The organism is uncultured Amnibacterium sp. (assembly GCF_964250715.1).
Lineage (GTDB): Bacteria > Actinomycetota > Actinomycetes > Actinomycetales > Microbacteriaceae > Amnibacterium.
Map to the genome: position 1 here is coordinate 241,784 of NZ_CAXUGX010000002.1, position 24,791 is coordinate 266,574.

Annotated in this window: 24 protein-coding genes and 1 pseudogene; 13 read left to right on the forward strand and 12 right to left on the reverse strand. The window is 69.6% G+C overall.

The genetic code is table 11. The annotated features are described in order from the left end of the window. Positions 1-53: 53 nt before the first annotated feature. On the reverse strand, positions 54-992 hold the full coding sequence (efeU, locus tag ACFE7H_RS03995; RefSeq protein ID WP_375399914.1) for an iron uptake transporter permease EfeU: 939 nt from the start codon (positions 990-992) through the stop codon (positions 54-56). Between the two features lie 173 nt (positions 993-1,165). Between efeU and ACFE7H_RS04000 the strand changes: the two genes are divergently transcribed. The 3 genes from ACFE7H_RS04000 to ACFE7H_RS04010 all read left to right on the forward strand — a co-directional run bounded on the left by ACFE7H_RS04000 (position 1,166) and on the right by ACFE7H_RS04010 (position 3,293). Continuing rightward, the gene (locus ACFE7H_RS04000; RefSeq protein ID WP_375399915.1) at positions 1,166-1,597 is read left to right on the forward strand and encodes a hypothetical protein; all 432 of its coding nucleotides are present in this window, start codon (positions 1,166-1,168) and stop codon (positions 1,595-1,597) included. Continuing rightward, a complete protein-coding gene (gene fdxA, locus ACFE7H_RS04005; RefSeq protein ID WP_375399916.1) occupies positions 1,594-1,911 on the forward strand; it encodes a ferredoxin in 318 nt (105 codons plus the stop codon). The genes ACFE7H_RS04000 and fdxA overlap by 4 nt, the downstream gene beginning before the upstream one ends. A gap of 101 nt (positions 1,912-2,012) precedes the next feature. After that, complete coding sequence (locus ACFE7H_RS04010; protein ID WP_375399917.1) at positions 2,013-3,293, forward strand: citrate synthase; 1,281 nt, start codon at positions 2,013-2,015, stop codon at positions 3,291-3,293. A gap of 160 nt (positions 3,294-3,453) precedes the next feature. On the opposite strand, the gene ACFE7H_RS04015 is transcribed toward ACFE7H_RS04010, so the two are convergent. Continuing rightward, a complete protein-coding gene (locus ACFE7H_RS04015; protein ID WP_375399918.1) occupies positions 3,454-4,857 on the reverse strand; it encodes a DUF222 domain-containing protein in 1,404 nt (467 codons plus the stop codon). Positions 4,858-5,102: 245 nt separating this feature from the next. Further along, positions 5,103-6,089 carry a 2,3,4,5-tetrahydropyridine-2,6-dicarboxylate N-succinyltransferase gene (dapD, locus tag ACFE7H_RS04020; RefSeq protein WP_375399919.1) on the reverse strand — a complete coding sequence of 329 codons (987 nt, stop codon included), beginning with the start codon at positions 6,087-6,089 and terminating at the stop codon, positions 5,103-5,105. Positions 6,090-6,180: 91 nt separating this feature from the next. Between dapD and dapE the strand changes: the two genes are divergently transcribed. The 3 genes from dapE (at position 6,181) to ACFE7H_RS04035 (ending at position 8,865) form a co-directional block, all read left to right on the forward strand. Next, positions 6,181-7,266: a succinyl-diaminopimelate desuccinylase gene (dapE, locus tag ACFE7H_RS04025; protein ID WP_375399920.1), complete on the forward strand. Its 1,086-nt coding sequence runs from the start codon at positions 6,181-6,183 to the stop codon at positions 7,264-7,266. Between the two features lie 70 nt (positions 7,267-7,336). Continuing rightward, positions 7,337-8,563, forward strand: a complete 1,227-nt coding sequence (locus ACFE7H_RS04030) for a hypothetical protein (RefSeq protein ID WP_375399921.1) — start codon at positions 7,337-7,339, stop codon at positions 8,561-8,563. A 134-nt stretch (positions 8,564-8,697) separates the two neighbouring features. After that, positions 8,698-8,865, forward strand: a complete 168-nt coding sequence (locus ACFE7H_RS04035; RefSeq protein WP_375399922.1) for a DUF3117 domain-containing protein — start codon at positions 8,698-8,700, stop codon at positions 8,863-8,865. Positions 8,866-8,987: 122 nt separating this feature from the next. Here the strand turns inward: ACFE7H_RS04035 and ACFE7H_RS04040 are convergent, their stop codons facing one another. Continuing rightward, a complete protein-coding gene (locus tag ACFE7H_RS04040; protein ID WP_375399923.1) occupies positions 8,988-9,614 on the reverse strand; it encodes an O-methyltransferase in 627 nt (208 codons plus the stop codon). Between the two features lie 82 nt (positions 9,615-9,696). Between ACFE7H_RS04040 and ACFE7H_RS04045 the strand changes: the two genes are divergently transcribed. Both ACFE7H_RS04045 and ACFE7H_RS04050 read left to right on the forward strand, forming a co-directional pair. Next, entirely contained in the window at positions 9,697-10,059 is a 363-nt protein-coding gene (locus ACFE7H_RS04045) for a twin-arginine translocase TatA/TatE family subunit (protein WP_375399924.1), read from the forward strand. A gap of 20 nt (positions 10,060-10,079) precedes the next feature. Continuing rightward, positions 10,080-10,247 (forward strand): hypothetical protein, encoded by a 168-nt coding sequence (locus ACFE7H_RS04050; protein ID WP_375399925.1) that lies wholly within the window; start codon positions 10,080-10,082, stop codon positions 10,245-10,247. On the opposite strand, the gene ACFE7H_RS04055 is transcribed toward ACFE7H_RS04050, so the two are convergent. Next, entirely contained in the window at positions 10,228-10,464 is a 237-nt protein-coding gene (locus tag ACFE7H_RS04055; RefSeq protein ID WP_375399926.1) for a hypothetical protein, read from the reverse strand. The genes ACFE7H_RS04050 and ACFE7H_RS04055 overlap by 20 nt on opposite strands. 224 nt (positions 10,465-10,688) lie before the next feature. Here ACFE7H_RS04055 and ACFE7H_RS04060 point away from each other — a divergent pair, with 224 nt between their 5' ends. Beyond that, positions 10,689-11,225, forward strand: a complete 537-nt coding sequence (locus ACFE7H_RS04060; protein WP_375399927.1) for a hypothetical protein — start codon at positions 10,689-10,691, stop codon at positions 11,223-11,225. A gap of 199 nt (positions 11,226-11,424) precedes the next feature. On the opposite strand, the gene ACFE7H_RS04065 is transcribed toward ACFE7H_RS04060, so the two are convergent. Continuing rightward, on the reverse strand, positions 11,425-12,513 hold the full coding sequence (locus tag ACFE7H_RS04065; protein WP_375399928.1) for a hypothetical protein: 1,089 nt from the start codon (positions 12,511-12,513) through the stop codon (positions 11,425-11,427). Between the two features lie 181 nt (positions 12,514-12,694). Between ACFE7H_RS04065 and ACFE7H_RS04070 the strand changes: the two genes are divergently transcribed. After that, on the forward strand, positions 12,695-13,618 hold the full coding sequence (locus ACFE7H_RS04070) for a hypothetical protein (protein ID WP_375399929.1): 924 nt from the start codon (positions 12,695-12,697) through the stop codon (positions 13,616-13,618). A 2,128-nt stretch (positions 13,619-15,746) separates the two neighbouring features. Next, the gene (locus tag ACFE7H_RS04075) at positions 15,747-16,847 is read left to right on the forward strand and encodes a PD-(D/E)XK nuclease family protein (RefSeq protein WP_375399930.1); all 1,101 of its coding nucleotides are present in this window, start codon (positions 15,747-15,749) and stop codon (positions 16,845-16,847) included. A gap of 239 nt (positions 16,848-17,086) precedes the next feature. On the opposite strand, the gene ACFE7H_RS04080 is transcribed toward ACFE7H_RS04075, so the two are convergent. Genes ACFE7H_RS04080 through ACFE7H_RS04090 form a run of 3 tightly spaced genes read right to left on the reverse strand, consistent with a single transcriptional unit; the run spans position 17,087 to position 20,077 of the window. Next, positions 17,087-18,214 (reverse strand): Mrp/NBP35 family ATP-binding protein, encoded by a 1,128-nt coding sequence (locus tag ACFE7H_RS04080; RefSeq protein ID WP_375399948.1) that lies wholly within the window; start codon positions 18,212-18,214, stop codon positions 17,087-17,089. After that, positions 18,214-18,750: a DUF1003 domain-containing protein gene (locus ACFE7H_RS04085; protein WP_375399931.1), complete on the reverse strand. Its 537-nt coding sequence runs from the start codon at positions 18,748-18,750 to the stop codon at positions 18,214-18,216. Before ACFE7H_RS04085 ends, ACFE7H_RS04080 begins: the two co-directional genes overlap by 1 nt. Next, positions 18,734-20,077, reverse strand: coding sequence for a magnesium transporter MgtE N-terminal domain-containing protein (locus ACFE7H_RS04090; RefSeq protein WP_375399932.1), 1,344 nt, complete (start codon positions 20,075-20,077; stop codon positions 18,734-18,736). Before ACFE7H_RS04090 ends, ACFE7H_RS04085 begins: the two co-directional genes overlap by 17 nt. Positions 20,078-20,213: 136 nt before the next feature. Here ACFE7H_RS04090 and ACFE7H_RS04095 point away from each other — a divergent pair, with 136 nt between their 5' ends. Next, complete coding sequence (locus ACFE7H_RS04095) at positions 20,214-20,792, forward strand: general stress protein (RefSeq protein WP_375399933.1); 579 nt, start codon at positions 20,214-20,216, stop codon at positions 20,790-20,792. Between the two features lie 133 nt (positions 20,793-20,925). On the opposite strand, the gene ACFE7H_RS04100 is transcribed toward ACFE7H_RS04095, so the two are convergent. Beyond that, entirely contained in the window at positions 20,926-22,368 is a 1,443-nt protein-coding gene (locus ACFE7H_RS04100; protein WP_375399934.1) for an aminopeptidase P family protein, read from the reverse strand. 152 nt (positions 22,369-22,520) lie between these two features. Here ACFE7H_RS04100 and ACFE7H_RS04105 point away from each other — a divergent pair, with 152 nt between their 5' ends. Further along, a complete protein-coding gene (locus tag ACFE7H_RS04105) occupies positions 22,521-23,390 on the forward strand; it encodes a PHP domain-containing protein (RefSeq protein ID WP_375399935.1) in 870 nt (289 codons plus the stop codon). Positions 23,391-23,423: 33 nt separating this feature from the next. Here ACFE7H_RS04105 and ACFE7H_RS04110 read toward each other — a convergent pair whose 3' ends face one another. Beyond that, positions 23,424-24,107, reverse strand: coding sequence for a GNAT family N-acetyltransferase (locus ACFE7H_RS04110; RefSeq protein WP_375399936.1), 684 nt, complete (start codon positions 24,105-24,107; stop codon positions 23,424-23,426). Positions 24,108-24,303: 196 nt separating this feature from the next. Further along, positions 24,304-24,791, reverse strand: a pseudogene (locus tag ACFE7H_RS04115) (ATP-dependent helicase); the annotation flags it as partial.

Genomic DNA, 24,791 nt, shown 5'->3' on the forward strand with positions numbered 1-24,791 from the left:
CCTGAGGTTTTCGAGTGCTGTGGTGCGGCCGCTGACAGCCGGAAGCGTGAGGGTCAGTGCACGCCGGGCGCAGTGGCGGCCGGGCCGGCCGTGGAGCGAGCGGAGCCTGCCGGGCCGGCGGTTGAGAGAGCAGCGGCCGCCGGTGCGGTTGCCGTCGACGCAGGAGTCGGTACCGGTCTGCCGCGGACGGATCGGACGAAGGCGGTTCCGACGACCCCGACGTACAGGACCCACGCACCGATCTCGAACCAGGTGGCCTGTACCGAGAAGTTGACGATGCCCTTCAGCAGCGTTCCGATGAGCACGGCGCCGACCACATTGCCCGGAGCGACCAGGGCGCTGATGTCGTAGGCGTAGGGCTGCAGACCCGGCAGCACCCCCGCCTCCTGCAGGTCGTGCACGCCGTAGCTGAGCACGCCGGCCGCGACCAGGATCAGGAAGCCGCCGGTGATGGTGAAGAAGCGCGAGAGGTTGATGCGCACCAGCCCCTTGCTGATGAGCACGCCGATGAGCACCGCGGTCAGGATGCCGCCGAGCGCGGCGGCGATCGTCAGCCAGTTGCGCGCGGCGCCCTGGGCCGCGGACCAGATGAACAGGCTGGTCTCCACGCCCTCCCGACCGACGGTGAGGAATGCGAGCAGTGCGACGCTCCAGCCGCCGCCCAGCAAGCTGCGGTCGACGTCGGACCGGATTTCACTCGACAGGTGGCGACCCTTGCGGGTCATCCAGAAGATCATCCAGGTGACGAAGCCGACTGCGACGATCGAGAGGCCGCCGCCCAGGGCCTCCTGCGCCTCGAACGTCAGGGTCTGCGCCCCGAAGAACAGCAGGGCGCCGACGCCCAGGGCCAGCACAACGGCAGCGATGATGCCGCCGACCATGCGGGGCAGCACGTCGCGGCGGCCGATCTTGACGACGTAGCTGCAGATGATGCTGACGATCAGCGCCGCCTCGAGTCCTTCGCGCAGGCCGATCAGGTAGATGCCGAGCACGGACGCCTTTCGCGCGAGCAGTTGAGGCCGAGCGTCGTCGATCGATGCCTTGAGGATCAGGAGGGTAGTGCGGTGCGGGGGAGGTAAGCCTTACCTAACCTGCCTCTCAATGTAAACACGCGCAGCACCAGGTGTCCACCCGCGGCGCCTGGAAGGACCTGGGAGGATGTGGCGTGCCCGGCCGCTCCGAGATCGTCGCTCGCGCGGCCGGCGTGGCACTCGCGTTGGCCGCCGGCCTGCTCACCGGCGCACTCGGCTCCTTCAAGTACCGCTACGGACTGACTGGTGCAACGCCGCTGCCGATCGGACTGGTGCTCGTGCTGCTGATGATCGCGCTCGTGCTGGCCGCCATCCGCGCCGCCACCGGCCGGCGCCTCTACGGCGTCGCCGCTGGAATCGGGATCGTCGCGACCGTGGCGCTGTTCTCCGTCAAGGGACCGGGAGGCTCGGTCGTCGTGGTCGACGACCGCTACGGCACCGTGTGGACCGTCGCGCCGGTCCTGATCGCCGCCGTCGTACTGGGCGTTCCGATCCCTCGGCGCCGCGGTGTGCAGCGCGCCGATGGGATACTCGATGCTCCGCCGGAAGGAACACCGCCCCAATGACCTACGTCATCGCCCTGCCGTGCGTGGATGTCAAGGACCGCGCCTGCATCGACGAGTGCCCCGTGGACTGCATCTACGAGGGCGAGCGGATGCTCTACATCCAGCCCGACGAGTGCGTCGACTGCGGCGCCTGCGAGCCGGTCTGCCCGGTCGAGGCCATCTACTACGAGGACGACCTGCCCGAGCAGTGGTCCGACTACTACCGCGCGAACGTGGAGTTCTTCGACGGGATCGGCTCCCCGGGCGGCGCCGCGAAGATCGGCGTGATCGCGGCCGACCACCCGGTCGTGTCGGCGCTCCCTCCGCAGGCCTGACGATCTCAGCCCCGCGATCTCGGCGTCAGACCGGAGGACCGGGGCAGGGAGTGCGTGAAGCTGGGAGGCGCCCGAGCACGCCGAGGCTAGGCTCACCCCTCGTGACCGACGGAGAATTCGCGACCCTCTCCTTCCCTGGTGGGGAGGCGAAGCTGCCGGTCCTGCCCGCGACGCAGGGCGCCTCCAGCCTGGACATCAGTGCGCTGACCCGCACCAGCGGGTTCACGACGCTCGACAACGGGTTCGTGAACACCGCCTCAACCCGCTCCGCGATCACGTACATCGACGGGGCCCAGGGCATATTGCGCTACCGCGGCTATCCGATCGACGAGTTGGCGCAGCACTCCAGCTATCTGGAGGTCGCCTGGCTGCTGATCCACGGCGAGCTGCCGACGGCGGACGAGCTGGGCGTGTTCGACGAGACGATCCGGCGGCACACGCTGCTGCACGAAGACCTGCGGCCCTTCTTCGCGTCGCTGCCCCACACCGCGCATCCGATGTCGGTGCTGGCCAGCGCGGTGAGCGCCCTCTCCACCTATTACGAGGCGGACCTCGATCCGCACGACCCCGAGGCCGTGGAGATCTCCACGATCCGGCTGCTCGCCAAGCTGCCCGTGATCGCCGCCTACTGGAACAAGCGGGCCACCGGGCAGGCGTTCCTCTATCCGGACAACCGCCTCGGCCTGGTCGACAACTTCCTGCGCCTGAACTTCGGCACCTACGCCGAGGAGTATCAGGTGGACCCGGTGCTGTCGAAAGCGTTGGACCGGCTGCTGATCCTGCACGAGGACCACGAGCAGAACGCGTCGGCTTCCACCGTGCGGCTGGTGGGCTCCACCGAGGCGAACCTGTTCACCTCCGTCGCCGCCGGCATCAACGCCCTGGCCGGCCCGCTGCACGGCGGCGCGAACGAGGCGGTGCTTGCCATGCTGGCGCGCATCCGCGACTCCGGCGAGACGGTCGGACAGTTCGTCGAGAGGGTCAAGCGCAAGGAGGAGGGCGTGCGCCTGATGGGCTTCGGCCACCGGGTGTACAAGTCGTACGACCCGCGCGCGAAGCTGGTCAAGGAGAGCGCCGACGAGGTGCTGGAGTCGCTCGGCGTGCAGGACCCGCTGCTCGACATGGCCCGCGAGTTGGAGCAGATCGCGCTGGCGGACGACTACTTCATCGAGCGCAAGCTGTACCCGAACGTCGACTTCTACACCGGCGTCATCTACAAGGCCATGGGCTTTCCGGTGCGCATGTTCACGGTGCTCTTCGCGATCGGCCGGCTGCCGGGCTGGATCGCGCACTGGCGTGAGGCGAGCGTCGACCCGGGCACCAAGATCGGCCGCCCACAGCAGCTCTACATCGGCCCCACCGAGCGGCACCTCGGCCGCTGACTGCGTTGATCATCGCGCCGCCGCTTCTGCGGCGCGAGCCGTGGGTAGTCCGCCCGGCCGAATGAATCGGCCGGGCTTTCGAACCGGCGTACCTGCGCGACGGTGAGGGGGAGACGCGTTCGGAGCGGGGTGCCGCGTTCAGGGTGATGCTCGCGCCGGTCTACATCCGCTTAGGCGTTCCGCGGATGCCCTGAGTGATCGGGTGTCGTTGCATGCGGTGTCGGGGCATGGGCGGCCCGCGCCAGCCTTTCGGGACGAGGTGTGGCCGTTTCTCGTGGAGTCGGATCTCGTGCCGGTCGGTGTTGTGGATCAGATAATGGTGGTGGCTGCACAGCAGGACCCCGTTGTCGATGTCGGTGGGTCCGTGGTCGCGGTGCCACCAGGCGATGTGGTGCGCGTCGGTCCACGCGACCGGTGCCGTACATCCCGGCCACGCGCAGCCACCATCCCTCGCGGCGAGGGCTTTCTTCTGCGCGGGTGTGAACAGGCGGTTCGAGAGCCCCAAGTACAGCGGCTCGCCCTGCTCCCCGGTGACCAGCAGTCGTGTCCGTCCGTCGCAGGCGATCCGTTCCACGGTCGGGACGGGGAGTCGGGCGAGGATCCCCTCCGGCCAGCCACCACCGGTGCGGTGTTCGAGGTCGTCCGCGGTGACGTGCACAACGACCTCGTGAACGGCCTTCGTCCCGACGGTCCCGTCGTGTTCGGCCTGGACCCCTGCGGTGATGATCGCGGCGAAGGTGTCGAAGTCGTACTGGGTGGTGGTGCGCTGGTCTCCGTCGGTCTCCCGCCAGGTGGATTCCAGATCCTCGGCGTCCTCACCGCCGGCCGGCTGGTAGGTCATCTGCACGCCCCGCCGGTGTGCTTGTAACGCTTCGCGGAGGAGGGCGGCGACTTCGGGGGTCGCTCGGCCGGTGAAGGACGTCAACCCGTCCACGTCGAGGCGTCCGAGTCGGAAGGCGCGTTTCTGTCGTCGTGCTTCGTCGGCGGGTTCGGTGCCGTCGGGGTCGAGGTACTCCGCCCACGTCGCGGTCTGCACAGACAGCAGGTCCGGAGTCAAAATCCCGGCGGCTTCGGTCAGTTCGGCTTCCGCGATCTCCAGGTTCTCGACCGTGGTCCGCTTCCGCACCGAGTTGAGGGTCTCCACCACCAGCCGGGCCGACTCGACGCCGACCTCACCGGCGTTCACCGCAGCGGTCATGGTCGGGTACCGGCCGGGCAGTTCATCCCCGGTCAGGCCGAGGCGGGGCATTAGGGCGGTGCCGACCCCGATCCGACGCTTCGCTTCCTTCGTCCCGATCCGGGCGACCGTGGAGACCAGGTCCGCGCCATCGCGGGCGTCGTACTGCTCGGCGAGACCATTCGGGCTCAACTGCACCCGGGACCGCCACTCCACCTCCGCGGCGGCACGGACCCGGCGGGCATCGACGACCCGACCGATCGCCTCCCACCCCTCCACCGCAGCAAGCACCTCCGCATCCGTCGCGTTCCGAGACAGCATCGGAGCAGCGAGCACCGCGGTGAGTGCGCTGTCGAGCGCTTCGCGGGTTTCGGTGACTGACTGCATACCTGCACTCAACCACCCACCACCGACACTCCCTCCGGGACGAAGAAGCACTCCGGACCAGCCAAACTCCACTCCACGGAACGGCGCGTCGACTCCTCCACAAGCCGCCCGCACAGTCCCTTCTCCACAGGCCCATAGGCGTCGCGCGGTATTTCTGGCTTCGCGCGGTAAGCACACCTACCGCGCGAAGCCACAAGTACCGCGCGAGCTGAGAGGCGCGGGCGCGTCGGCTCAGGGGTGTGGGCTCAGACGTGCAGGGCCGGGTTCAGGGTGATGCCCGCGCCGGTGCGCTCGACCGCCTCCACGCGGCCGGACACCGAGTGGCGGCGGAACACCAGGTTCGGCAGGCCCGACAGCTCCCGCGCCTTGACGATGCGGCCGTCCGGCAGGGTCACCCGGCTGCCGGCGGTGACGTAGAGGCCCGCCTCGACCACGCAGTCGTCGCCGATCGCGATGCCGAGGCCCGCATTCGCGCCGAGTAGGCAGCGTTCGCCGACCGAGACGCGCTCGGTCCCGCCCCCCGAGAGCGTGCCCATGGTCGAGGCGCCGCCGCCGATGTCGGAGTCCGCGCCGATCACGACGCCCTGCGCGATGCGGCCCTCCACCATTGCCGTCCCCAGCGTGCCGGCGTTGTAGTTGACGAAGCCCGCGTGCATCACGGTCGTCCCGGGTGCCAGGTGGGCGCCCAGCCGCACGCGCGCCGCATCCGCGATGCGCACCCGGTCGGGAACCACGTAGTCGAGCAGCCGGGGGAACCGGTCGAGGCCGTGCACGGTGATCCCGGCACGGCGCAGCGCCGGCCGAGCGGCGTCCAGCCCCGACACGGGTATGGGGCCGGCGGAGGTGAAGACCACGATCGGCAGCAGGCCCTGCAGGCCGGTCAGGTCGACCGTGTTCGGCGCGACGGCGAGCGTCGAAAGCAGGTGCAGGCGCAGGTAGGCGTCGGCCACCGACGCAGGTGGCGCGTCCAGGTCGATCCGGGTCGTCACGACCTCCGTGCGCACACCCCGCAGCGGGTCCTCACCAGCGGCGCTGCTCAGGGAGTCTGGTATCGGGCCGTCCGGCGGCTCGCCCAGGCCGAGCTGTGGGTACCAGGCGTCGAGCACGCCTCCGTCACGGGCGACGGTGGCGAGCCCCTGCCCCCAGGCCGAGCGCGTCGGGGCCGAGCGGGTCGGGGCCGGGTGGGTCGATGGGCGGAGACCCTGCTGGGCGGCGTCCTGAGCGTCGGGCACGACGCCCAAGGGTAGGGGCTGCGACCCCTCACAGTGTCGGCCAGTCACCGGGCCGACCGCTCGCAGCGCGACCGCTCGGTAGGCTCGCCGAATGCCGCCGAGCCTGAACCTGGCCGCGTCGTCGGCCGATATCACGCGCGAGATCTGCGACATCGAGACGGTCTCGGATCATGAGGGGCCGCTCGCCGATGCGATCGAGGCCGCCATGCGCGGGCTGGCCCATCTGACGGTCGACCGCTTCGGCGACACCGTCGTCGCGCGTACCACGCTCGGGCGCGCGAGCCGCGTCGTGATCGCCGGCCACATCGACACCGTGCCCCTGAACGGCAACCTGCCGGTCCGCGCGCTCGACGTGCAGGGCGAGGCGGTGCTCTGGGGTCGCGGCACCGTGGACATGAAGGCCGGAGTCGCGGTGCAGCTGAAGCTGGCGGTGGAGCTGACCGACCCCGTGATGGACGTGACCTGGATCTGGTACGACCACGAAGAGGTCGCCGAGAGCGTCAACGGATTGAACCTTCTGTCTCAAGCGCATCCGGAGCTGCTGCGCGGCGACTTCGCGATCCTGGGGGAGCCGACCGCGGCAGGGATCGAGGGCGGTTGCAACGGCAACCTGCGGGCCGAGGTCCGCACGACCGGCCGGCGCTCCCACTCCGCCCGCTCCTGGGTCGGCGAGAACGCCATCCACGCCGCGGCGCCGATCCTGGCCCGGCTCGCCGCCTACGAGCCCGCCTCAGTCGAGGTGGATTCGCTCGTGTATCGCGAGGGGTTGAACGCCGTCGGCATCAGCGGCGGCATCGCCGGCAACGTGATCCCCGACGAGTGCACCGTGCACGTCAACTACCGCTTCGCGCCGTCCACGTCGCCCGAGCAGGCCGTGGAGCACGTGCGGACGGTGTTCGAGGGGTTCGAGGTTCGGATCCTCGACCTGGCCGGCGGCGCGCGACCGGGCCTGGACGCGCCCATCGTGCGCGCCTTCGCGCAGGCGGTCGGCGGATCGCCGCGGCCCAAATACGGCTGGACCGATGTGGCGCGCTTCTCGCGGCTCGGGATGCCGGCGGTCAACTACGGTCCGGGCGACCCGATGCTCGCCCACGCCGACGACGAGCAGGTGCCGGTCGCCCAGATCGAGGCCTGCGAAGCCGGCCTGCGCTCCCTGCTGACCGGCGCCCCGCGGTGACCGGCGCCCTGCTCGCCCGCGCCGCGTTCTGATGAGCGCCCTGCGATCAGCGCCCCAGGATGATCAGCAGTTGAGCGGGCGCTCGCTCGCCCAGCACGCCGCCGTCCGGCCGCAGACCGGGCTGCAGCTGGGGTGGGCCGCCGTGCCGTGGTGGGGCCGTGCGCTGCTCGTGTTCGGAGCGTCGCGCATCGTCACGACCGCCCTCTTTCTGGTCGTCTCCTCCCTCGCCCAGCCCGGCTCCCGAACGGGCGTGCACCCCTCCCTCGGCGCGCTCGCCATGTCGTGGGATGGCGTCTGGTACTGGTCGATCGCGTTCTCCGGCTACGGCTGGCCGGGGCTGACCGACGCCGCAGGAGCCGTGCAGCAGAACAACTGGGCGTTCCTGCCGCTGTATCCGACGCTCGTGAAGGCGCTCGCGCTCGGCGACGTGCAGGCCTGGCCCCGCATCGCTCCGCTGGTCTCGGTCGGGTTCGGCTTCGGCTGCGCCGTGCTGCTGGCCCTGCTGCTGCGTCCGCATCTGGGGCCCCGCCGGGCAGGCTTCGCGGTTGCGATCTTCGCCTGCTCGCCGCTGTCGTTCATCCTGCAGATGGCCTATGCGGAGTCGATGGGCCTGTTCCTGCTGCTTGCCGCCCTGTGCCTGATCGACCGCAACCGCTATTGGACGGCGATCCCGGTCGCCGTCGCCCTGGCGTTCACCCGGCCCGGCGTGCTGGCGCTGGCGTTGACGGTTACCGCGCACCTGGCCCTGCGGCTGTGGCGGTCGCGGCGGGCCGACCCGGTCCCTCCGCTGCAGTGGTCCGGAGCGATCGCGCTCGTCGTCGTCGCGGTGGTGGCCGGGCTTGCCTGGACGGTGATCGTGGGCGTGTCGACCGGCCGGCCCGACGCCTACCTGCAGACCGAGGCGGCCTGGCGATCGCTGTGGATGGGCGATGCGCCATTCGCGCTCGTGACCCCATGGTTCTTCGCCGCCGGCTTCTGGTTCGGAGGCGTGGCCGGGCCCGTCGTGCTGGTCGCGGTGCTCGCCGGGTTCGTCGTGCTGCTGTTCGTCTCGCCCGTGCGCCGCCTCGGCCCCCTCAACCGCCTGTGGATCGCCTCGTACGGCGTGTATCTGGTCGCGGTGTTCTTTCCGCAGTCCAGCCTCTTCCGGCTGCTGATGCCGATGGCTCCGCTCACCGGCGCCGTCGCGCCCCGGTCCGCCATCGGCCGGGGACTGGTGCTGGTCGGGTGCTTGGCCGCGCAGGGGTTGTGGATGTGGTGCGTGCTGGGCCTGCCGCAGGTGTACTGGGCGGTGCCTTGAACAGCTTGAACGATCGGCGGCATCGGCACCTGATCAGGTGGTCCGAGTTCGTCCGCGGGTCCGGCCCCATTTGGGTTGTCCCAGCGGGTGCGCGATACTAGTACCTCACCAGAACGAGAGGACGGTGCTTCCGTATGGCGGCGATGAAACCGCGAACCGGCGATGGGCCGATGGAGGCCGTCAAGGAAGGACGCCTCATCATCGTGCGTGTCCCGTTGGAAGGCGGCGGGCGCCTGGTCGTCTCCGTCAACGACGCTGAGGCCAAAGAACTGCACGACGCGCTCGCCGGAGCGATCTCCTAGCGGCAGCGCATCTTCGACGCGACGACACCGCGGCCGGACTCGATCCGACCGCGGTGTCGTGTGTCTGGCGGCGTTACTTTTCGAGCGGATGACGTCCAGCGGATCTCTGGGCGGCCTGTCGGTCAGCGGGGCACGATCTGCAGCAGGCCGTCGCCGACCGGCGAGATGCCGAGCAGCAGATCGTCGCGCTCCCGCAGCCCCTTCAGCAGTTCGCGGTAGGCCACGGTCGCCCGATCGCGCTTGGTGGGATTCGGCACGCGGCCGCCGGAGAGCACGTGTGCGACCAGCACCGTGCCGCCGGGCCGCGCCAACCGCAGTGCGCCCTCGACGGTGGCGCTGACTCCGTCCGCATCCACATCGACGTGCACCACGTCATAGGACGCCTCGTTCATGCGAGGCAGCACGTCGGCGGCCCGGCCGGTGATCAGCCGCACCTGCTTGGCGGGATGGCCGGCGGCGGAGAAGTGCGTACGCGCGACCTGGTGGTGGTCGAGGTCCACGTCGATCGTCGTCAGATGCGCGCCCGGCGCGCCGCGCAGCAGCCACAGTCCGGATACTCCGGTGCCGGTGCCGAACTCGATCATCGTGGCTGCCGGACGCCCCGCAGCCGCAAGCGCCAGCTGAGCTCCGGTGGCCGGGCTGACCGTCGGCAGGCCGAACTGCAGGGCCGATTCGCGAGCGGCGAGCATCGCCTCCGACTCGATCGCGAACGTGTCGGCGTAGACCCAACTCGCGTCCTTCTCGGGCATCCCGTCCACCCTAGAGGGCGATCCCGGGCGCGCCTCGGACCTGCGAGTCACCGATCGGCGCCCGGAGGCTTACGCTGCACTGGTGACGCTGGACTTCGAGAAACTCTTGGTGATCGGCGTCATCGCGCTGTTCCTGCTAGGCCCGGACAAGCTGCCGGAGTACGCCGCCAAGCTCGCCCGTCTGGTGCGTCAGGGCCGACGCATGCTCGACGACGCCAAGGAGCGCATGCGCGACGAGCTCGGCGAGGACTTCGACGAGGAGCAGTGGCGCAAACTGGACCCGCGCCAGTACGACCCGCGGCGCATCATCCGCGACGCCCTGCTGGAGCCCCCGGAGCCCCGCGCTGCGGACCCCGACCCGGAACCCGAGCCGATCGCCGACCCGCTGCCGGTCGCTCCCGCCGCGCCCCGCGCCGCGATCGTTTACGACGCCGAGGCCACCTGACCCGCTGGGACGGTCACTCGTTGATCGCCGAAGAGGCGGCGTGGGATGCGTCCAACGAGCAACTCGACCCTGCTGCTCCACAGCAGGCCGCCTTGACCGGGTTTGTGGCCGGGCCGTCATCGAGCGTCATCGCCGCGAACGCGTGGCCGAGCATCCGCTGCACCGCCTTCACGTTCGCCCCGCACTGACGACGAGGCTCGCGGCCGTGTGCCGGAGGTCGTGGAGCGTCGGCTTCGGGAACATCGGATCGACCGCCTGCGCACGAGTGATCCCCTGCACGTCCCAGCCGGCGTGCACGGTCGGCTGGTTCAGGTGCGTGATGCCATCGCCGAACATGAGCGCGGTGGCCGGCCGTTTGCGGCAGAGCTCGGCGAGCTCGATGGCGAGGAAGGTCGGGATCGGCACCGCCTCGCGTGATGCGACTTGGGTGTCCCGACGACGATGTGGCCGTTCACACGCACCGCGTTCTTAATTACTGCGACCCGGCGACGACCGAGATCGATGTCGCGGACGTGCAGGGCGATCGCCTCCCCAGCGCGCGGGGTCCGGCGAGGGGTTGGTGCGCAGAGTTGCCTCTCTGCGAGGTCGTCGCCTTCGGTCGCCCTGCCCTAGAACCCCGACCTGCAGGGTTGCGCACCGAGGAGCCGCGGCGAACCGAGCTGACAGTGATGCTTGTGGTCGGCGTGTTGCGTGTCAGCGGCGAGCGAGATCATCTCCACGTGCAATTGCGGCGACAAGCGAGAACGATCCTGACTGCGTCTCTCGCGGTCGCTGCGGCACTGATGCTCAGCAGTTGCAGCATGCCGGCACCGGCACCGGCACCGGCACCGGCGCCTGCGGTCACGGTCACGGTGACCGTCACGCCGAAGCCCAGCCCGACGCCGAGTGACACCCCGCCCACCACAGCACAAAAGACCTTCTACTTCCAGACCGTACGAGGGCTCAGCGCCGACGGCTCGAAGGTCAAGAACGCCTCGGACGCCGAGCTGACCCGGTGGGCGCAAGAGACGTGCGCGTACGAGGCAAACGGTTACAACTCAACAACGGCCTACTACCTCCTGAAGGAGAACCAGGGCCTCACGCTCGACCAAGCCAACCTCATCGGGTCAGGCGGCACGGCCGCCTTCTGCACCGTGACAGCGCAGAAGGCGAATATGAAGGGCTGACTAGAACGCGATCCGTCGGCGACCGTCCACTGGCCAGCCTTGATGAAGCCCGGGCTTACCGGCCGTACTGAAGGCAGAGCGCGGGTCCCGCGGCCTACACAGACGACGTCGCCGCGGGCGCCTGGGCCTCGTCATCGTATGCAAGCCGTCGTCGGTCAGCTCCGCGACCTTGGAGCGCGCCGACGCCGCAGTGCTTCAGCTACGCCTGCAAATTCGGGGACTCCGCTCCGGCCGCGACCAGGACGCTTCGGACTCGTCGGACAATGTCGTCGACGAGCGCTTCATCAGCTAGGTTCTTGTCCAGTTCGACCGGCGTCCACAAGTGTCCACCGTCAAATCGAATTGACGAGCCGTACTCAGGAGTATCTCCAAGCAGTGCTTGGATTCGCTTGACGGCAAATCCGTCGCCGGTGACCTTGTGGAATCGTAGCCACAACGGGGTGAGCCCTTCGGCTGCGAACCCGCCGTGCAGCCCCACCGCGACGTAGGTATTTGGCACCGGCCCAGCGACCTTCAAGTAGTATGCAGGTGCGAAAGCGATATCGCGCCGGGCGATGTGCGGTCCGCGCCAAACTCCAAGGGCATCCGCTAGGCGCTGCGTAACCAAATCGACAAGACCGGCTAATTCGACGCGTCGAAGCCGCCAATCTCCCGGGACAACAGGACGCAGTACGAATTTGGTACGGGCGTCGACGAGCGCCCGGAGCTGAATGATGTCCGCCTCCGGCGAGTTCGAGCCGCGCTCGTTCTCGCCGAGCGCTGCATCAAGCGTGTCAAGGACTTCCGTCCAGGAGACAGAGGTCGTCGCGCTCCGCAAATGTTGGACAGAACGTTCGGCTTGCTGAAGCAGGTGAATCGCGTCTTCAACCCGAGCCTCCGGCATAAGTAGTAATAACCCGGGACGGATATCCCCGGGCTCCGAGGACTGCAATCTGAGGTACCGCGCCACCTGTTCGACAGTGAGCGAGGCACCGAATTTTGCCTCGATGATCAGTGCCGGCCTTCCTGTCGAGTCTTGACCTTCGATGTCGGTACGACCGAACACCCCGTGGTCCACTTCGGTCAGCAAGCGGACCACATGGGATAAATCGGTGCCCAGACGTCTCTGGAGGTATTGCAAAAATGCGTGCTTCAATGCGGGGCTCTGCAGGATCACGGCGAGTGCTTCAGTGGCGAACGTCTCTCCGAGCCCCGCTCGTCCGGCGAGAGCCCCGAGCAACGGTCGCCGCGCTCGAGGGGGCACTTCTTCCCTGCGGGCGAGGTCATTAGGTTCGATGGTCACAATCATGTCGTTGACTGTAATCAGCGGCGCGGACAAGCGTCCAACTCCATTCGCCCTCGCTGTTGACGCCTGCTGGCTGTCGTGACAGTTTGGCGCGCCGCCAGCCACGATCGGTCGTTGATGTCGGTGGCGCGACGCATGCTGGCCCTGCGTGGACTTCGTGGGCCGCGTGGAACTTGGAGCCGACATGATCACGCGCACGGACCTCGGCTGGTGGCTGGACCTTGAGCCCGAGCTCGACTGGCAGTTCGCCGTTACATACGCAGAAGGCGCCCCACATGAGTACGTCGCCTTCCCGCGGACTGGGGGGCTGGACGAGCGGGATTATGCGCGCGCGGCACATGTGATCCAGACATTCGGCGAGCCGATGAAGTTCTACAAACGGACCCGCATCTACCTGACGACGCCGATGGGCTGGAAGCACTGGACGATGGACCGAGACCTCGACCAGGCCGCCTTGGTGAACCGGGGTCGCGTTGAGCACGTCTATGGCGTACAGAACATGCCCCGCACACGTTCAGAGTTCAAGTCGGCATACGACGGATACGCCTCGGCCTGGGATAGGTCGCACGCGATGACTGAGGCCGAGCAGGATCAGGTCGCCGACCTGATCCGCCGCAGCTTCGGCGACCGATTGGGCCGGACGCTCGACGTTGGCTGCGGCACCGGCTGGCCGGTGACCGCCGGCCTCGCAGAACCGGTCCGGTACGTCGGGATCGACCCGTCCACCGCGATGCTCAACGCCCTCGTCGCCAAGCATCCGACCCTCGCCGGCGTCCATGCGATGACCTGGGCCGACGCCGCCAAGCAGCGCGTGCTCTGCGGCACGGCGTACGACGCGGTGCTCGCACTCGGCGGATCGGCGTCGTACCTCAGCCCGCTTGAGCTCTCCGAGCTGCGAACCCGGTCGAAGCGCGGCGTCCTGCTCATGCACTACGCGCCCGACCAGCAACCGATCACCGACGACCTCGACCCCCGCTCAGCCGCGGCGTCCCTCGCCGCCGCCAGCGACGTCGCGACGGAGCAGACCGCCGTCGGCCGGTTCATCGTCTCGTTCGTCCCCGCGCATCCCGCAGAAAGCGCGCCCCTCCCGGTCAGCCCGCCGCGGTGAGCCCCCACAAACTCCTGTGACACGCCGCGATCTCCTGCGATACCGATTCTTTGAGAAGTCAGGGTTCTGCCTGGGTCAGCGCTATTTTCTTCGATCTCCTGACTCTCGGCGAGACCTTCGATATCGAGTTCGAGTCCATGCGGGGGCACCCTCTCTCGGAGCCCTACTTCCCCGGAACAAATGTTTCGTCTTGCCCTGCCCTGTCCTGCCACCTGTACTCCTGAACCACCCTCAGTCAGCAACGCTTCTCTGCTGAGTGAGGGTGGTTCAGGAGCCGCACCGCGGAGGTGGCAGGCCAGGACAGGGCAAGACGCCGGAAATCCCTCGCTGGCCCCCTCGCACTGAACGAGGGGTCCAACGAGGGGTTGGGCTCGTTCCAGTGGAACTGGTTAAGCGAGGGGGCACACATCAAGCACGCCCCAGTCGGCAACCTTGTCGGCAACATGACCGCCCCGCACCGCGAGCACCTGCGACAGACATCGTCGTCGTCCACTGGGAGCAGTGTGACCGAAGTCTCTGGAGCCCGAGGCGCGGTCTCCACAAGCTCTGTCCGAGTAGGTGCCTACCTTCTTCTCATGGCGCTGAACTTCGACACGTCGCATCGACCGAGGCGTCCAGGCGAGTGGAAGGCCTTGCTCGAAGCGATCTACAACGCGAACCAGACGGACGAGTCGCACGCGCTCGAATGGAAGGGCCCGGTTGACCTGACCGACCGTCAAGAGGTCGGCCGATCCGTCGCCCGCGAAATTCTCGCGATGTCGAACCGACCCGTCTCCATCGCTAGGGAGTACTTCGGCGGCTACGGCATCTTGGTGATTGGCGTCGAGCCGGGGAAGACCCACGACGTCGCCGTGCTCGACTCCTCGGACCTCTGGCCCAAGGTGTCCTCGTTCATCGGAGAGGCCGACGGACCGGAGTGGGACATGAGGTACGTGTCCTTCCAGGGCAAGGAGTTCTTGGTCATCGACGTCGCGCCGCCCAGCGAGGGCGACGGCATTTTCGCCCTTCGGAAGCCGGTGCTCACGGCCGACAGGAAGAGGACGGCCTACCTGGAGGGCACGATGTTCCTCCGGCACCAGGCCAACGCCGTACAGGCGGTGCAGGCCGACTTCGACGTGCTGCTGCGCCGCGCTCAGGTGGAAGATGTCCCGCTGAGCCTCGACATCGAGGTCACCAGCAGCCCCGGCGCCGCGTCCACATTTCTTTGGGACCAGGCGAACGTGGAGAACTGGCTGGACGGACACCGGCGTCGGCTCATGCAGTCGGTCGAAGACGCGAGTAACAAGGCGGCTGCGGACGAGAAGGCCGCGAACCTGGCGCATGCCGCCCGGTCTGCTGGCTTCCCGACCACCTTGAACATGCTTCGGGCAATCGAGAACGTCACGAGCGGACTCACCGAGCGGGTCACGGAAACCCGCACCAAAGCCGACTTCAAGGCCGAGGTCGATGCGTGGATCACCGCGCTGCGCGAGGACCTGAAAAAGGTGCCGGAGCATCTTGGCGCCGTGCTCGCCATCTCGCCGACGCTTGAGGTGCACAATCGCACCGAGGTGAACTACAGCGAGGTTGAAGTGCATCTGCACCTGTCGGGCGAGGGCAGCGCCTACGAGACGGAAGAGGAGGTGCCGGACCTGAAGTACTTGCTCCCCCGCCCTCCGCGCCGGTTCGGCCCGTACATGGGGGATCGCCTTACCGGACCTTCGGTGCATGGGTCGAACTTCACGCCCGCACCGATGAAGTTCGGAACGATCGGACCACAGACGCGTCGCACGAACGGCGGAAGTTTCACCCTAGAGATGCCGAGCATCGACCTTCGGCCGCATCGCGTGGAGACGATCGAGAAGGAGACGGTCATCCTCATCCCGGCCCACCGCACCGAGCCCGTCGTGCTGGAGTGGAGCGCGACGGCTACCAACGTGAACGGGACCAAGACCGGAAGCATCCCGCTGTCCATGGAGCCTCCGCTCGACCTCTTCTCGGCGTTTCTGGAACTCTGCGAGGACCAAGGCTGGCCGTACAAGAGGTACTCCGACGCCCGAACGGTGCGGCCACGTCCGCTCCCCATAAGATGGCCGGAATTAATCAAAGGACGGGTCTACACATGGATGTGTCATTCCTCGACGCCCAGATGCCGCGGCTGGCACGCCGCCGTCAACCCCTCAACTTTTATGACCTATTCGGTCTGGGCGGCTCGGAGCAGGCCGCGGACCAAACCCTTGCCTACTTCCTCGATCCTGAGGAGCGGCACGGCATGGGGACGCGGTTCCTCGACTCGCTGCTGCGCACGCTGCACGGAGCTCCGACCGTCGATCGGGGCGGCCTCCGCGATTTGGCCTTGGACGCCGAGACTGTTGTAGGCGCATACGGGTGGCGCGTCGACAGGCAAGTTAGCGCGGCCCAGGTGACCGAGCCTCTGACCGAGTTCAGTTGGCCGGGAATCATCGACGTCTACCTCACCAACGATGAACTCAATCTGGCAATCGTCATCGAGAACAAGGTGGGGGCGGCGCTGCACAACCCGCTCGAGTCGTACGTCGGCCACGCGGTCGAGGACGGCTACGAAACAGTGATGCTGGCGGTACTCGCGCCCTACCCGCACACGCTCCGCGGCGACGAAAGCAGCTGGGTGTCGCGCGCGATCACCTACGCCAGCCTGTTCGAGCGACTCGGCGAGACCGAAGATGCCGATACGACGGATGTCAACCTGCAGCGCAGCGCGGAGCTGTTGAGACAGTTCAGAGAGATTAGGGAACGGAGTCCACTGGTGACCGACTACACGAGAGAAGCCGACTTCCTCAATGAGTTCCGCAACCTGCTCCTCGGGCGCGAGAAGGCGCTTAGCCAGTTCTTCCAGGCCCAGGTCGACGCGAATAAGTTGTGTCGAGCGCGCTCGAAAAATCTCGAGCCGTTGATCAGGGAGCGTTTAGATAAGGTCGGACTGCGCACCGGGTGGGAATCCACGAGCTCCGTGCCTGGCCGTTGGGCGACCGCCTGGAACGCGTACCATTTGATCGACTCGAACAACTCGGTGGAATTGATCCTGACTCCCGATCCCAATCGTGCAGGACCGATCACTGCGAAGGCCTACCCGGGGCGTACCTACAAGCTCTATCCCGGCCTGGATCACGTCCTGATCGGAGTTCAGTGGGGCGACCCGGACGAGGACGTCGCCGATGCGTTCATCGCCTTCGCGCAGCGCGTGGTCAAGGCCCACCCCTTCGGCGCCTGATTATGCCTGCGAGGCGGCGCTGAGCTGCGCCTGCTCGGATCTGGTCTACCAGTCGCCACGTCAGCGCCAGCGCGACGCTCCAGAAGGGGAACGACCAGCCCATGCCGCTTGCGGTGTTCATGATATCGGGCAGGGGGACAAAAGGCGACGGGGCCTGCGTCACTGTGATGACATCTCGGGTGGCGAGAGCGCCCCTACGGGGCCTGGATAGGAGTTCGAGTCCCTGCGGGGGTGCGCGGTTACGGTGCGGTTCGCGCTCCTACTGGGAGGGAGCGGCCCGCCAAGTTGCGGCCGTGCCGCGACAGTGCGTCCGCTAGGGACAGCAGCGCCTGCGCCGCAGGGTCGGTCGGGGTGCCGAGGACTACCGGGCGGCCCGCGTCGCCGCCTTGGCGGAGGGCAGTGCTGAGGGGGACTGTCGCGAGTAGGGGGACGGGCTCGTCCGCCGTCGTCAGGCGGGCTGCGACCGCGGCGCCGCCTCCGGAGCCGAAGATGTCGAGCACGGTTCCGTCCGCCTGCACGGCGGCGCCCATCGTTTCGACCACGCCGATCAGGCGCTGACCGAGGCGGCGGGCGACCAGGCCCGAGCGCACCGCCACGTCGGCTGCGGCCGGCTGCGGCGTCGTCACCACCAGCACTTCCGCGTTCGGCAGCAGCTGTCCGAGCGAGATGGCGACGTCGCCCGTGCCCGGCGGGCTGTCGAGCAGCAGGATGTCCAGGTCGCCGAAGTAGGTGTCGGTCAGGAACTGGTTCAGGGTGCGGTGCAGCATCGGGCCGCGCCAGGCGATCGCGCCGTCGCGGTCGTCGGCGGGCAGGAACATGCCGATCGAGACCGCCTTCACCTCGTGGGCGATCGGCGGCAGGATCAGGCCGTCGATGCTCGTGGGGGAGAAGCCGGCCGGGATGCCGAGCAGGCCCGGGATGGAGAACCCGTGCACGTCGGCGTCGACCACGCCGACCGAGAGGCCGCGAGCCGCCAGCGCGACGGCCAGGTTCGCGGTGACCGTCGACTTGCCGACGCCGCCCTTGCCGCTCGTCACCGCGATCACCCGCGTCAGCGAGCCCGGGCCGAACGGCATCGCCCGCGAGCCGCGCAGCCGGTCGGTGAGGGCTGCGCGGCGGGCCGGCGTCATCACTCCGAGCCGCACCTCCACGTCCGTGACCCCCGGCACAGAGCGGGCGGCCTGGACCGCGTCGGCGCGGATGCGGTCGGAGGCCGGGCAGCCGACGATCGTCAGGCTGAGGTCGAGCACCGCGGTGGAGCCGGCCATCCGCACGCCGTCCACCATGTCCAGGTCGGCGATCGGGCGGCGGATCTCGGGGTCCAGCACCCGGCCGAGCGCGGCCCGCACTGCGGCCGCGGTGTCCATCATGCCGGCTCGCGCAGGTCGCCGGGCGGCGCGTCGCGCTTCTCCAGCTGCTCCAGCAACTCGCGGATCTCGCCGCGGATGAAGTCCTTCGACGCCATGTCGCGCACCAGCAGGCGCAGCGCCACGATCTCGCGCGCCAGGTACTCCGTGTCGTCCAGGTTGCGCTCGGAGCGCTGCCGGTCCTGCTCGAACTGCACCCGGTCGCGGTCGTCCTGCCGGTTCTGCGCCAGCAGGATCAGCGGCGCGGCGTAGGAGGCCTGCAGCGACAGGATCAGGGTGAGCACGGTGTAGCCGTTCTCGACCGAGTCGAAGCGCACCGTCGGCGGGCCGAACGTGTTGTAGAGGATCCAGACCAGACAGAAGACCGTGAGCCCGATCAGGAACGCGGGCGTGCCCATGTTGCGGGCGATGAACTCCGTGCCCCGGCCGAAGCGGTCGCGGTTGGGGCGCTGCCGCCGACCGGCGCGGGAGAGGCCCTTCGGCTCCTCCAGCAGGTCGACGGAGCGATTCCGACGGGGCCTACCGGGTGCTGCCATCGCCGACCCTCCTGCCGATCCGTTGCCGCGGAAGCGGTACCGCGCCCGTACCGAGCGTCACCTGCGCGGTGCGCGGGGGCGTGGAGAGGGCATCCGAGTCGCTGCTGCGCCAGTCGTCGGGCAGCAGACGGTCGAGGACGTCGTCGATTGTCACCACCCCGACCAGACGGCGGTTCGCGTCCACGACGGGGACCTGCACCAGGTTATAGCTGGCCAGGATGCGCGAGACCTCGGCCGCGGACGTGTCGGCGTGCACCGGCTCCGTCGTGGTGTCGAGCAGGCTGCCGAGGCGCTCGTGCGGCGGGTAGCGCAGCATCCGCTGGAAATGGACGATGCCGAGGAAGCGGCCGGTCGGCGGCTCGAACGGCGGCAGCGTCACGCAGATCGCGGCGCCCAGCGCCGGCGCCAGCTCGTGGCGGCGGATCAGCGCCAGCCCCTCGGCGACGGTCGCGTCGCTCGACAGGATGATCGGCTCGGTGGTCATCAGGCCGCCGGCGGTGTCGGGGGAGTACTGCAGCAGCATGCGCACGTCGTCGGCCTCGTCCGGCTCCATCAACTGCAGCAGGGCCTCGCGACGCTCGTCGGGCAGCTGGCCGATCAGGTCGGCGGCGTCGTCGGGCTCCATCGCATCCAGCACGTCGGCGGCCCGCTCGTCGCCGAGGCCGATCAGCACGTCCGCGGCCGACGACTCCGGCATCTCCTGCAGCACGTCGGCCAGGCGCTCGTCGGGCAGCTCGGCGGCCACCTCCAGCATCCGCTCCGGCGGCAGGTCGAGCATCGTGCTGGCCAGGTCGGGCGGCAGCAGGTCGGAGTAGGTCTGGATCAGCTGCGCGGCGGACTGGCTCTGGCCGCCGCGGGTGCGCTCGCGCACGTCCTCCCACTTGACGAACAGGGTCGCGCCCTTGGCGAACGGGCTGGGGCTGGTCTTGGGACGCCGGACGAAGAACTGGCTGACCTGCCACTCGCCGGGACCGAACTCCTCGATCGCGACGTCCTCGACCACCGCGTCGCCGGAGCCGTCGCCGAGCGTCACGCGACGGCCCAGCACCTCCGCCAGGATGCGCGTTTCGCTGGCCCGCTGCTCGAACCGGCGCACGGTGATGAGGCCGTTGGTGATGACCTGGCCGGAGCTGACGGAGGTGACCCGCCCGATGGAGACGAACACGCGGCGCCGGCCGGCGATCTCGACCACGAGCCCCACCACCCGGGGCGCATCCACCTGCCGGTAGACCACGACGACGTCGCGCACCCGGCCGAGGCGGTCGCCCTGCGCGTCGAAGACCGCGCAGCCCGCCAGCCGGGCGACGAAGAGGCGGGTGGAGGGCATGGGTTCAGGGTAGGCGTCAGGGTGGGCGCTCCGGGGCGCCTCCCGGGACCGCTGTCCCGGGAGGCCGGCGGAGGAGGGGCTCGGCCACTTCATAGGGAATGCCCTGGCGATCCTTGGACGGCCGCGGGATGATTCCATGGTGAGTAACCAGCAAGGACTGTTCGGCACCACCCGTCGCCCGCCGTTCCCCACGCCGCCCCGCGGCGAGGAGGTCGCGAGCTTCGATACCTATGAGGCGGCGCAGACCGCCGTCGACACCCTGGCCCACTCGGACTTCCCGCTGCAGGGCGCCGCCATCGTCGGCAACGACATGAAGAGCGTCGAGCGCGTCACCGGGCGGCTGTCCTGGGGCCGCGCGGCCGGCGCCGGAGCGATCTCGGGTCTGTGGCTCGGCCTGTTCCTCGGGATCCTGCTGTCGTTCTCGCCCACCGCGCCGGCCTCCGTGTTCCCCGGCGCCCTGCTGCTGGGCGCCGCGTTCGGCGTGCTCTTCGGGCTGGCGAGCTACGCGATCACCCGTCGACGCCGCGACTTCAGCTCGGTCATGCAGGTGATCGCCTCCAGCTATTCGCTGGTGGTCGACCCGCAGCACGCCAACCGGGCCCGCAACCTGCTGAACGGCAGCGGCGGTGGCGGCGAGGGCGGCGGCGGCACCCCGGCCGTGATCCCCGTAGAGACCGCCACGACCACGTCCTCGCAGACCCCGCCCCTGGCGTAGGGATTGGCGCCGCGCCTCCCTCCGCCACGTCGCGCGGTAGGTGTGGCCTCGCGCGGTATGCATGCGCACAGCGCGGAGGCACAGGTACCGCGCCACGCCGAGCGTGTGCGGGTACGCCGCGGGAGGCGCGGGGTCAGCGGGCGGACGCCACCCAGGCTTCGACGTCGTCGGCGGTGCGCGGGATTGCGGCGGAGAGGTTCTCGGCGCCGTCGTCGGTGACCAGCACGTCGTCCTCGATGCGCACGCCGATGCCGCGGAACTGCTCGGGCACGGTCAGGTCGTCGGGCTGGAAGTAGAGGCCCGGCTCGATGGTGAAGATCATGCCCGCCCGGATCTCGGCGTCCAGGTACAGCTCGCGCCGCGCAGCCGCGCAGTCGTGCACGTCGAGTCCCAGGTGGTGGCTGGTCCCGTGCACCATGTAGCGGCGGTGCGCCTGCCCGTCCAACCCGTCGCTCAGCGCCGTACCGGGCAGCGGCAGCCCCCACTCCGCGGTCCGGCGGGCGATGACCTCCATCGCGGTGGCGTGCACCTGCCGGAACTTGACGCCCGGCCGGACGATCGCGAAGGCGGCGTCGGCGGCCTCGCGCACTGCCTCGTACACCTGCCGCTGCACCGGAGTGAAGCGGCCGCCGACCGGGATGGTGCGGGTGATGTCGGCGGTGTAAAGCGACGGCAGCTCGACGCCGGCGTCGATCAGCACCAGGTCGCCTGGGCGGACGGCGCCGTCGTTGCGCGTCCAGTGCAGGATGCAGGCGTGCGGCCCGCTGGCCGCGATCGTGGAGTAGCCGAGGTCGTTGCCGTCGGCGCGGGCGCGGCCGAAGAACGTGCCCTCGATCACCCGTTCGCCCCTCGGGTGCGCGGTGATCGCGGGCAGCGCGCGCAGGATGTCGCCGAAGCCGTCGGCGGTCGCGGCGATCGCGGCGCGCAGCTGGTCGATCTCGCCTGCGTCCTTGACCAGGCGCGCCTCGGACAGGTCGCGGGCCAGTTCGGGGTCGTCGATCGTCACGTCGTCGTCGCCCGGCAGGAAGTCAGTGAGCGCCGCCGTGGCGAGGCCCAGGTCGGCGCCGACCTGCTCCAGCGTGGGCCGCGGGCCCACCCAGAATTCGCCGACCGCGGCGTTCGCGTAGAACTCGTCGGTGTCGCGGCCCGCCGCCGGCGTGAAATGCAGGGTGACGTCGTGCGCGTCGCCGTTCGGCTGGAACACCAGCACTGCGCCGGGCTCGCTGTCGGCGCCCCAGGCGGTCAACCACGAGAAGGCGGAGTGGGCGCGGAACGGGAAGTCGGTGTCGTTGGAGCGCACCTTCGCGTCGCCCGCGCCGATCACCAGGCGCTTGCCGGTATGCCGCGCCGAGAGCTGCTGCCGCCGGCGGGCGGCGTCCGCGGCCAGCGGGCGCAGCGAGGGCAGGTCGCGTGTGCGGTCGGCCCAGCCGCTGCCGATGTAGTCGGCGAACGCTCTGGTCTTCGGGATGGCCGTGCGGCCCTCCGCGGGCTCGGCGGGAACCTGCTCGGTCGCCGTTTCGACGGTCTGCGGCTCGGTGTTCGTCGGCTCGGTGGTCTGGGTCTGCTCGCTCGACATGCGCTCCATCCTCCCACCGGCATCGGTCAGCCCGCGGGCCGCAGGCGGGCGAGCACGGGGCGGTGGTCGCTGCCCGCACCGTCCTCGTCGGTGAGCACCCGGAAGCTGGTGATGCGCCGATTCGGGGTGCTTCTCGCCCGTAGCATTGCCGGATGCGGAGCGCGGGCGGGGCGGATCTGCACACCCACAGCGCGGTCTCCGACGGCACCGAGTCGCCGGCGGACCTGATCCGCGCCGCGGTCGCGGCCGGGCTCGGGACGGTCGCTCTGACCGACCACGACACCACGGCGGGCTGGGGCGAGGCGCGGGAGGAGGCCGGGCGGCACGACATCGTGCTGATCCCCGGCCTGGAGCTGAGCACCCTGCTCGGCTTTCGCAGCGTGCACATGCTCGGCTACCTGGTCGACCCGCAGAACTCCGGGCTCGTCGCCGAGACGGAGCGCATCCGCACCGCGCGTCGCGAGCGTGCGCAGCGCATCGTCGACCGGCTGAGCCGCGACCACGACATCCAGTGGTCCGACGTGGTCGCGCAGACGATGCCGGGAACCACGGTCGGCCGGCCGCACATCGCCGACGCGCTCGTCGCCCTGGGCCTGGAGTCCGACCGCAGCGCCGCCTTCGCCGGTCTGCTGCATCCGCGGGCCGGCTACGTGGAGCCGCACTACGCGCCCACACCGCTGCAGGGGGTGCGCCTGATCCGTGCGGCGGGCGGCGTGCCGGTGCTGGCGCATCCCGGTGCCTCCGGCCGCGACCGCGTGCTGCCCGAGGACGTGGTCGGCGAGTTGGTGGAGGCGGGCCTGTTCGGACTGGAGCTGTACCACCGCGAGAACACCCCCGACGGTCGCGAGCGGGTCGCCGAACTGGCCCGGCGCTTCGACCTGGCCGTGACGGGCTCCAGCGACTACCACGGCACCGGCAAACCGAACCGGCTCGGTGAGCACACCACCGCCCCCGCTGTCGTGGAGCAGATACTCGAACTCGGCACCGGCACCGCTCCGGTCGGGGCTGCGCTCGCCGGCTGAGTTCATCGTCCGGCGGGCCTGCTGAGGCTGAACTCAGCCGGGCGTAAGGCCCAGCCAGTCGGTGACGGCGGGCAGTCCGTCGATCTGCACGTGCGGACGCAACTCGTCGGGGCGGGCGTCCCAGGTCGACTTCTCCAGGCGATACCGCTTGGAGACGGTCGCGACGCCCTCACGGTCGAGCAGCAGTTCGCCGTTCGGCTGGTAGCCGAGCTTGCGGGTGACCGCGTTGGAGGCGCTGTTGTCCGCCCACGCCGCCGTGGTCACCTCGCGGGCGCCCAGCGCGTCGAACGCGAAGGTGAGGACCGCGACGCGCAGCAGGGTGCCGATGCCGCGGCCCTGGTAGTCGCGGCCGAGCCACGAGCCACTCTCCGCGGACCGGGTGGTGGCGAAGTCGTCGGCCTGCAGCGCCTGGACGCCGATCAGGGTGCCGTCGAGCCGCGCGGCGAACTCGAGCGACCAGCTGGCCGGGGTCGCTCGGCTGCGCAGCCCCGAGTGGTACGTGTACACGTTGCGGGCGACCTCGACGGGCGTGCCGCGCGACCACGGCCGGTAGAACGGCAGGGACTCGCCGTGGATGCCGGCGCCGGCGAGCCGGCCGAGGTCGAGGGCGGTCTCGTCGTCGATCGCCTTCAACTCGACGTCGGACACCACCATCCGCAGGCCGAGCAGCGGCCAGATCTCGGCGTCGGTCGGAGCGGTGCGGGTCGGCGCAGGCATCCCGCGATGGTATCCGGGGCGCCGGACACCCTCCGTCGAGAGCACGACAGCAGGACCACGTCTCTAGGGCAGGTCGCTGGTCGACCAGGAGCCTGCTGTCGGGACCTGGTCCTGCCGTCGGGACGGGGTAGGGCGGAGGGGCGGGGGAGAGGGAGTGGGTGGGGGAGAGGGAGGCCCGAGCGGCTGGGGGCGGGGGCTAGGCGGAGGGGGAGGTGTTACGGGGGCCTCGGCGGTTGCGGCGGCGCGGGCGCGAGCCGGCGCCGTCGTGCGTGCCCGAACCCGGGGCGTGTTCGGCGTGCGCGGGGTTGCCGCCCTCGGCTGCATCCGTGGTCGCGGTGGCCTGCTCGCCGGCCGAAGCGGAGGCGCCCTGACCGCCGCGTCGCGTGCGGTGCCGCGTGCGGCCGCGCCCCTCGCCTGCCGGCTGCTGCTCCGGAGTCGTCGCCGACCCGGACCCTGATGCCGGCGCCGAGGTGGTGGCTGGCCGGGCGGCAGCCGCGGCGGCCGCGCTCGGTGCACCGATGCGGCCCCGGGCGTCGGTGGGGATGTCGAGGTCGGTGAACAGGTGGGGAGAGGAGGAGTAGGTCTCGGTCGGCTCGGGCTGGCCGAAGTCCAGGGCGCGGTTGATCAGCGCCCACTTGTGCAGGTCGTCCCAGTCGACGAAGGTCACCGCGATGCCGGTCTTGC

What these genes read in the sequence shown, in the direction of transcription:
- fdxA (WP_375399916.1), top strand. Translation starts at nt 1,594, where the DNA reads ATGACCTACGTCATCGCCCTGCCGTGCGTGGATGTCAAGGACCGCGCC.
- ACFE7H_RS04015 (WP_375399918.1), bottom strand. Translation starts at nt 4,857, where the DNA reads ATGCAGTCAGTCACCGAAACCCGCGAAGCGCTCGACAGCGCACTCACC.
- dapE (WP_375399920.1), top strand. Translation starts at nt 6,181, where the DNA reads ATGCCGCCGAGCCTGAACCTGGCCGCGTCGTCGGCCGATATCACGCGC.
- ACFE7H_RS04035 (WP_375399922.1), top strand. Translation starts at nt 8,698, where the DNA reads ATGGCGGCGATGAAACCGCGAACCGGCGATGGGCCGATGGAGGCCGTC.
- ACFE7H_RS04040 (WP_375399923.1), bottom strand. Translation starts at nt 9,614, where the DNA reads ATGCCCGAGAAGGACGCGAGTTGGGTCTACGCCGACACGTTCGCGATC.
- ACFE7H_RS04065 (WP_375399928.1), bottom strand. Translation starts at nt 12,513, where the DNA reads ATGATTGTGACCATCGAACCTAATGACCTCGCCCGCAGGGAAGAAGTG.
- ACFE7H_RS04070 (WP_375399929.1), top strand. Translation starts at nt 12,695, where the DNA reads ATGATCACGCGCACGGACCTCGGCTGGTGGCTGGACCTTGAGCCCGAG.
- ACFE7H_RS04075 (WP_375399930.1), top strand. Translation starts at nt 15,747, where the DNA reads ATGCCGCGGCTGGCACGCCGCCGTCAACCCCTCAACTTTTATGACCTA.
- ACFE7H_RS04080 (WP_375399948.1), bottom strand. Translation starts at nt 18,214, where the DNA reads ATGGACACCGCGGCCGCAGTGCGGGCCGCGCTCGGCCGGGTGCTGGAC.
- ACFE7H_RS04085 (WP_375399931.1), bottom strand. Translation starts at nt 18,750, where the DNA reads ATGGCAGCACCCGGTAGGCCCCGTCGGAATCGCTCCGTCGACCTGCTG.
- ACFE7H_RS04090 (WP_375399932.1), bottom strand. Translation starts at nt 20,077, where the DNA reads ATGCCCTCCACCCGCCTCTTCGTCGCCCGGCTGGCGGGCTGCGCGGTC.
- ACFE7H_RS04095 (WP_375399933.1), top strand. Translation starts at nt 20,214, where the DNA reads ATGGTGAGTAACCAGCAAGGACTGTTCGGCACCACCCGTCGCCCGCCG.
- ACFE7H_RS04100 (WP_375399934.1), bottom strand. Translation starts at nt 22,368, where the DNA reads ATGTCGAGCGAGCAGACCCAGACCACCGAGCCGACGAACACCGAGCCG.
- ACFE7H_RS04105 (WP_375399935.1), top strand. Translation starts at nt 22,521, where the DNA reads ATGCGGAGCGCGGGCGGGGCGGATCTGCACACCCACAGCGCGGTCTCC.
- ACFE7H_RS04110 (WP_375399936.1), bottom strand. Translation starts at nt 24,107, where the DNA reads ATGCCTGCGCCGACCCGCACCGCTCCGACCGACGCCGAGATCTGGCCG.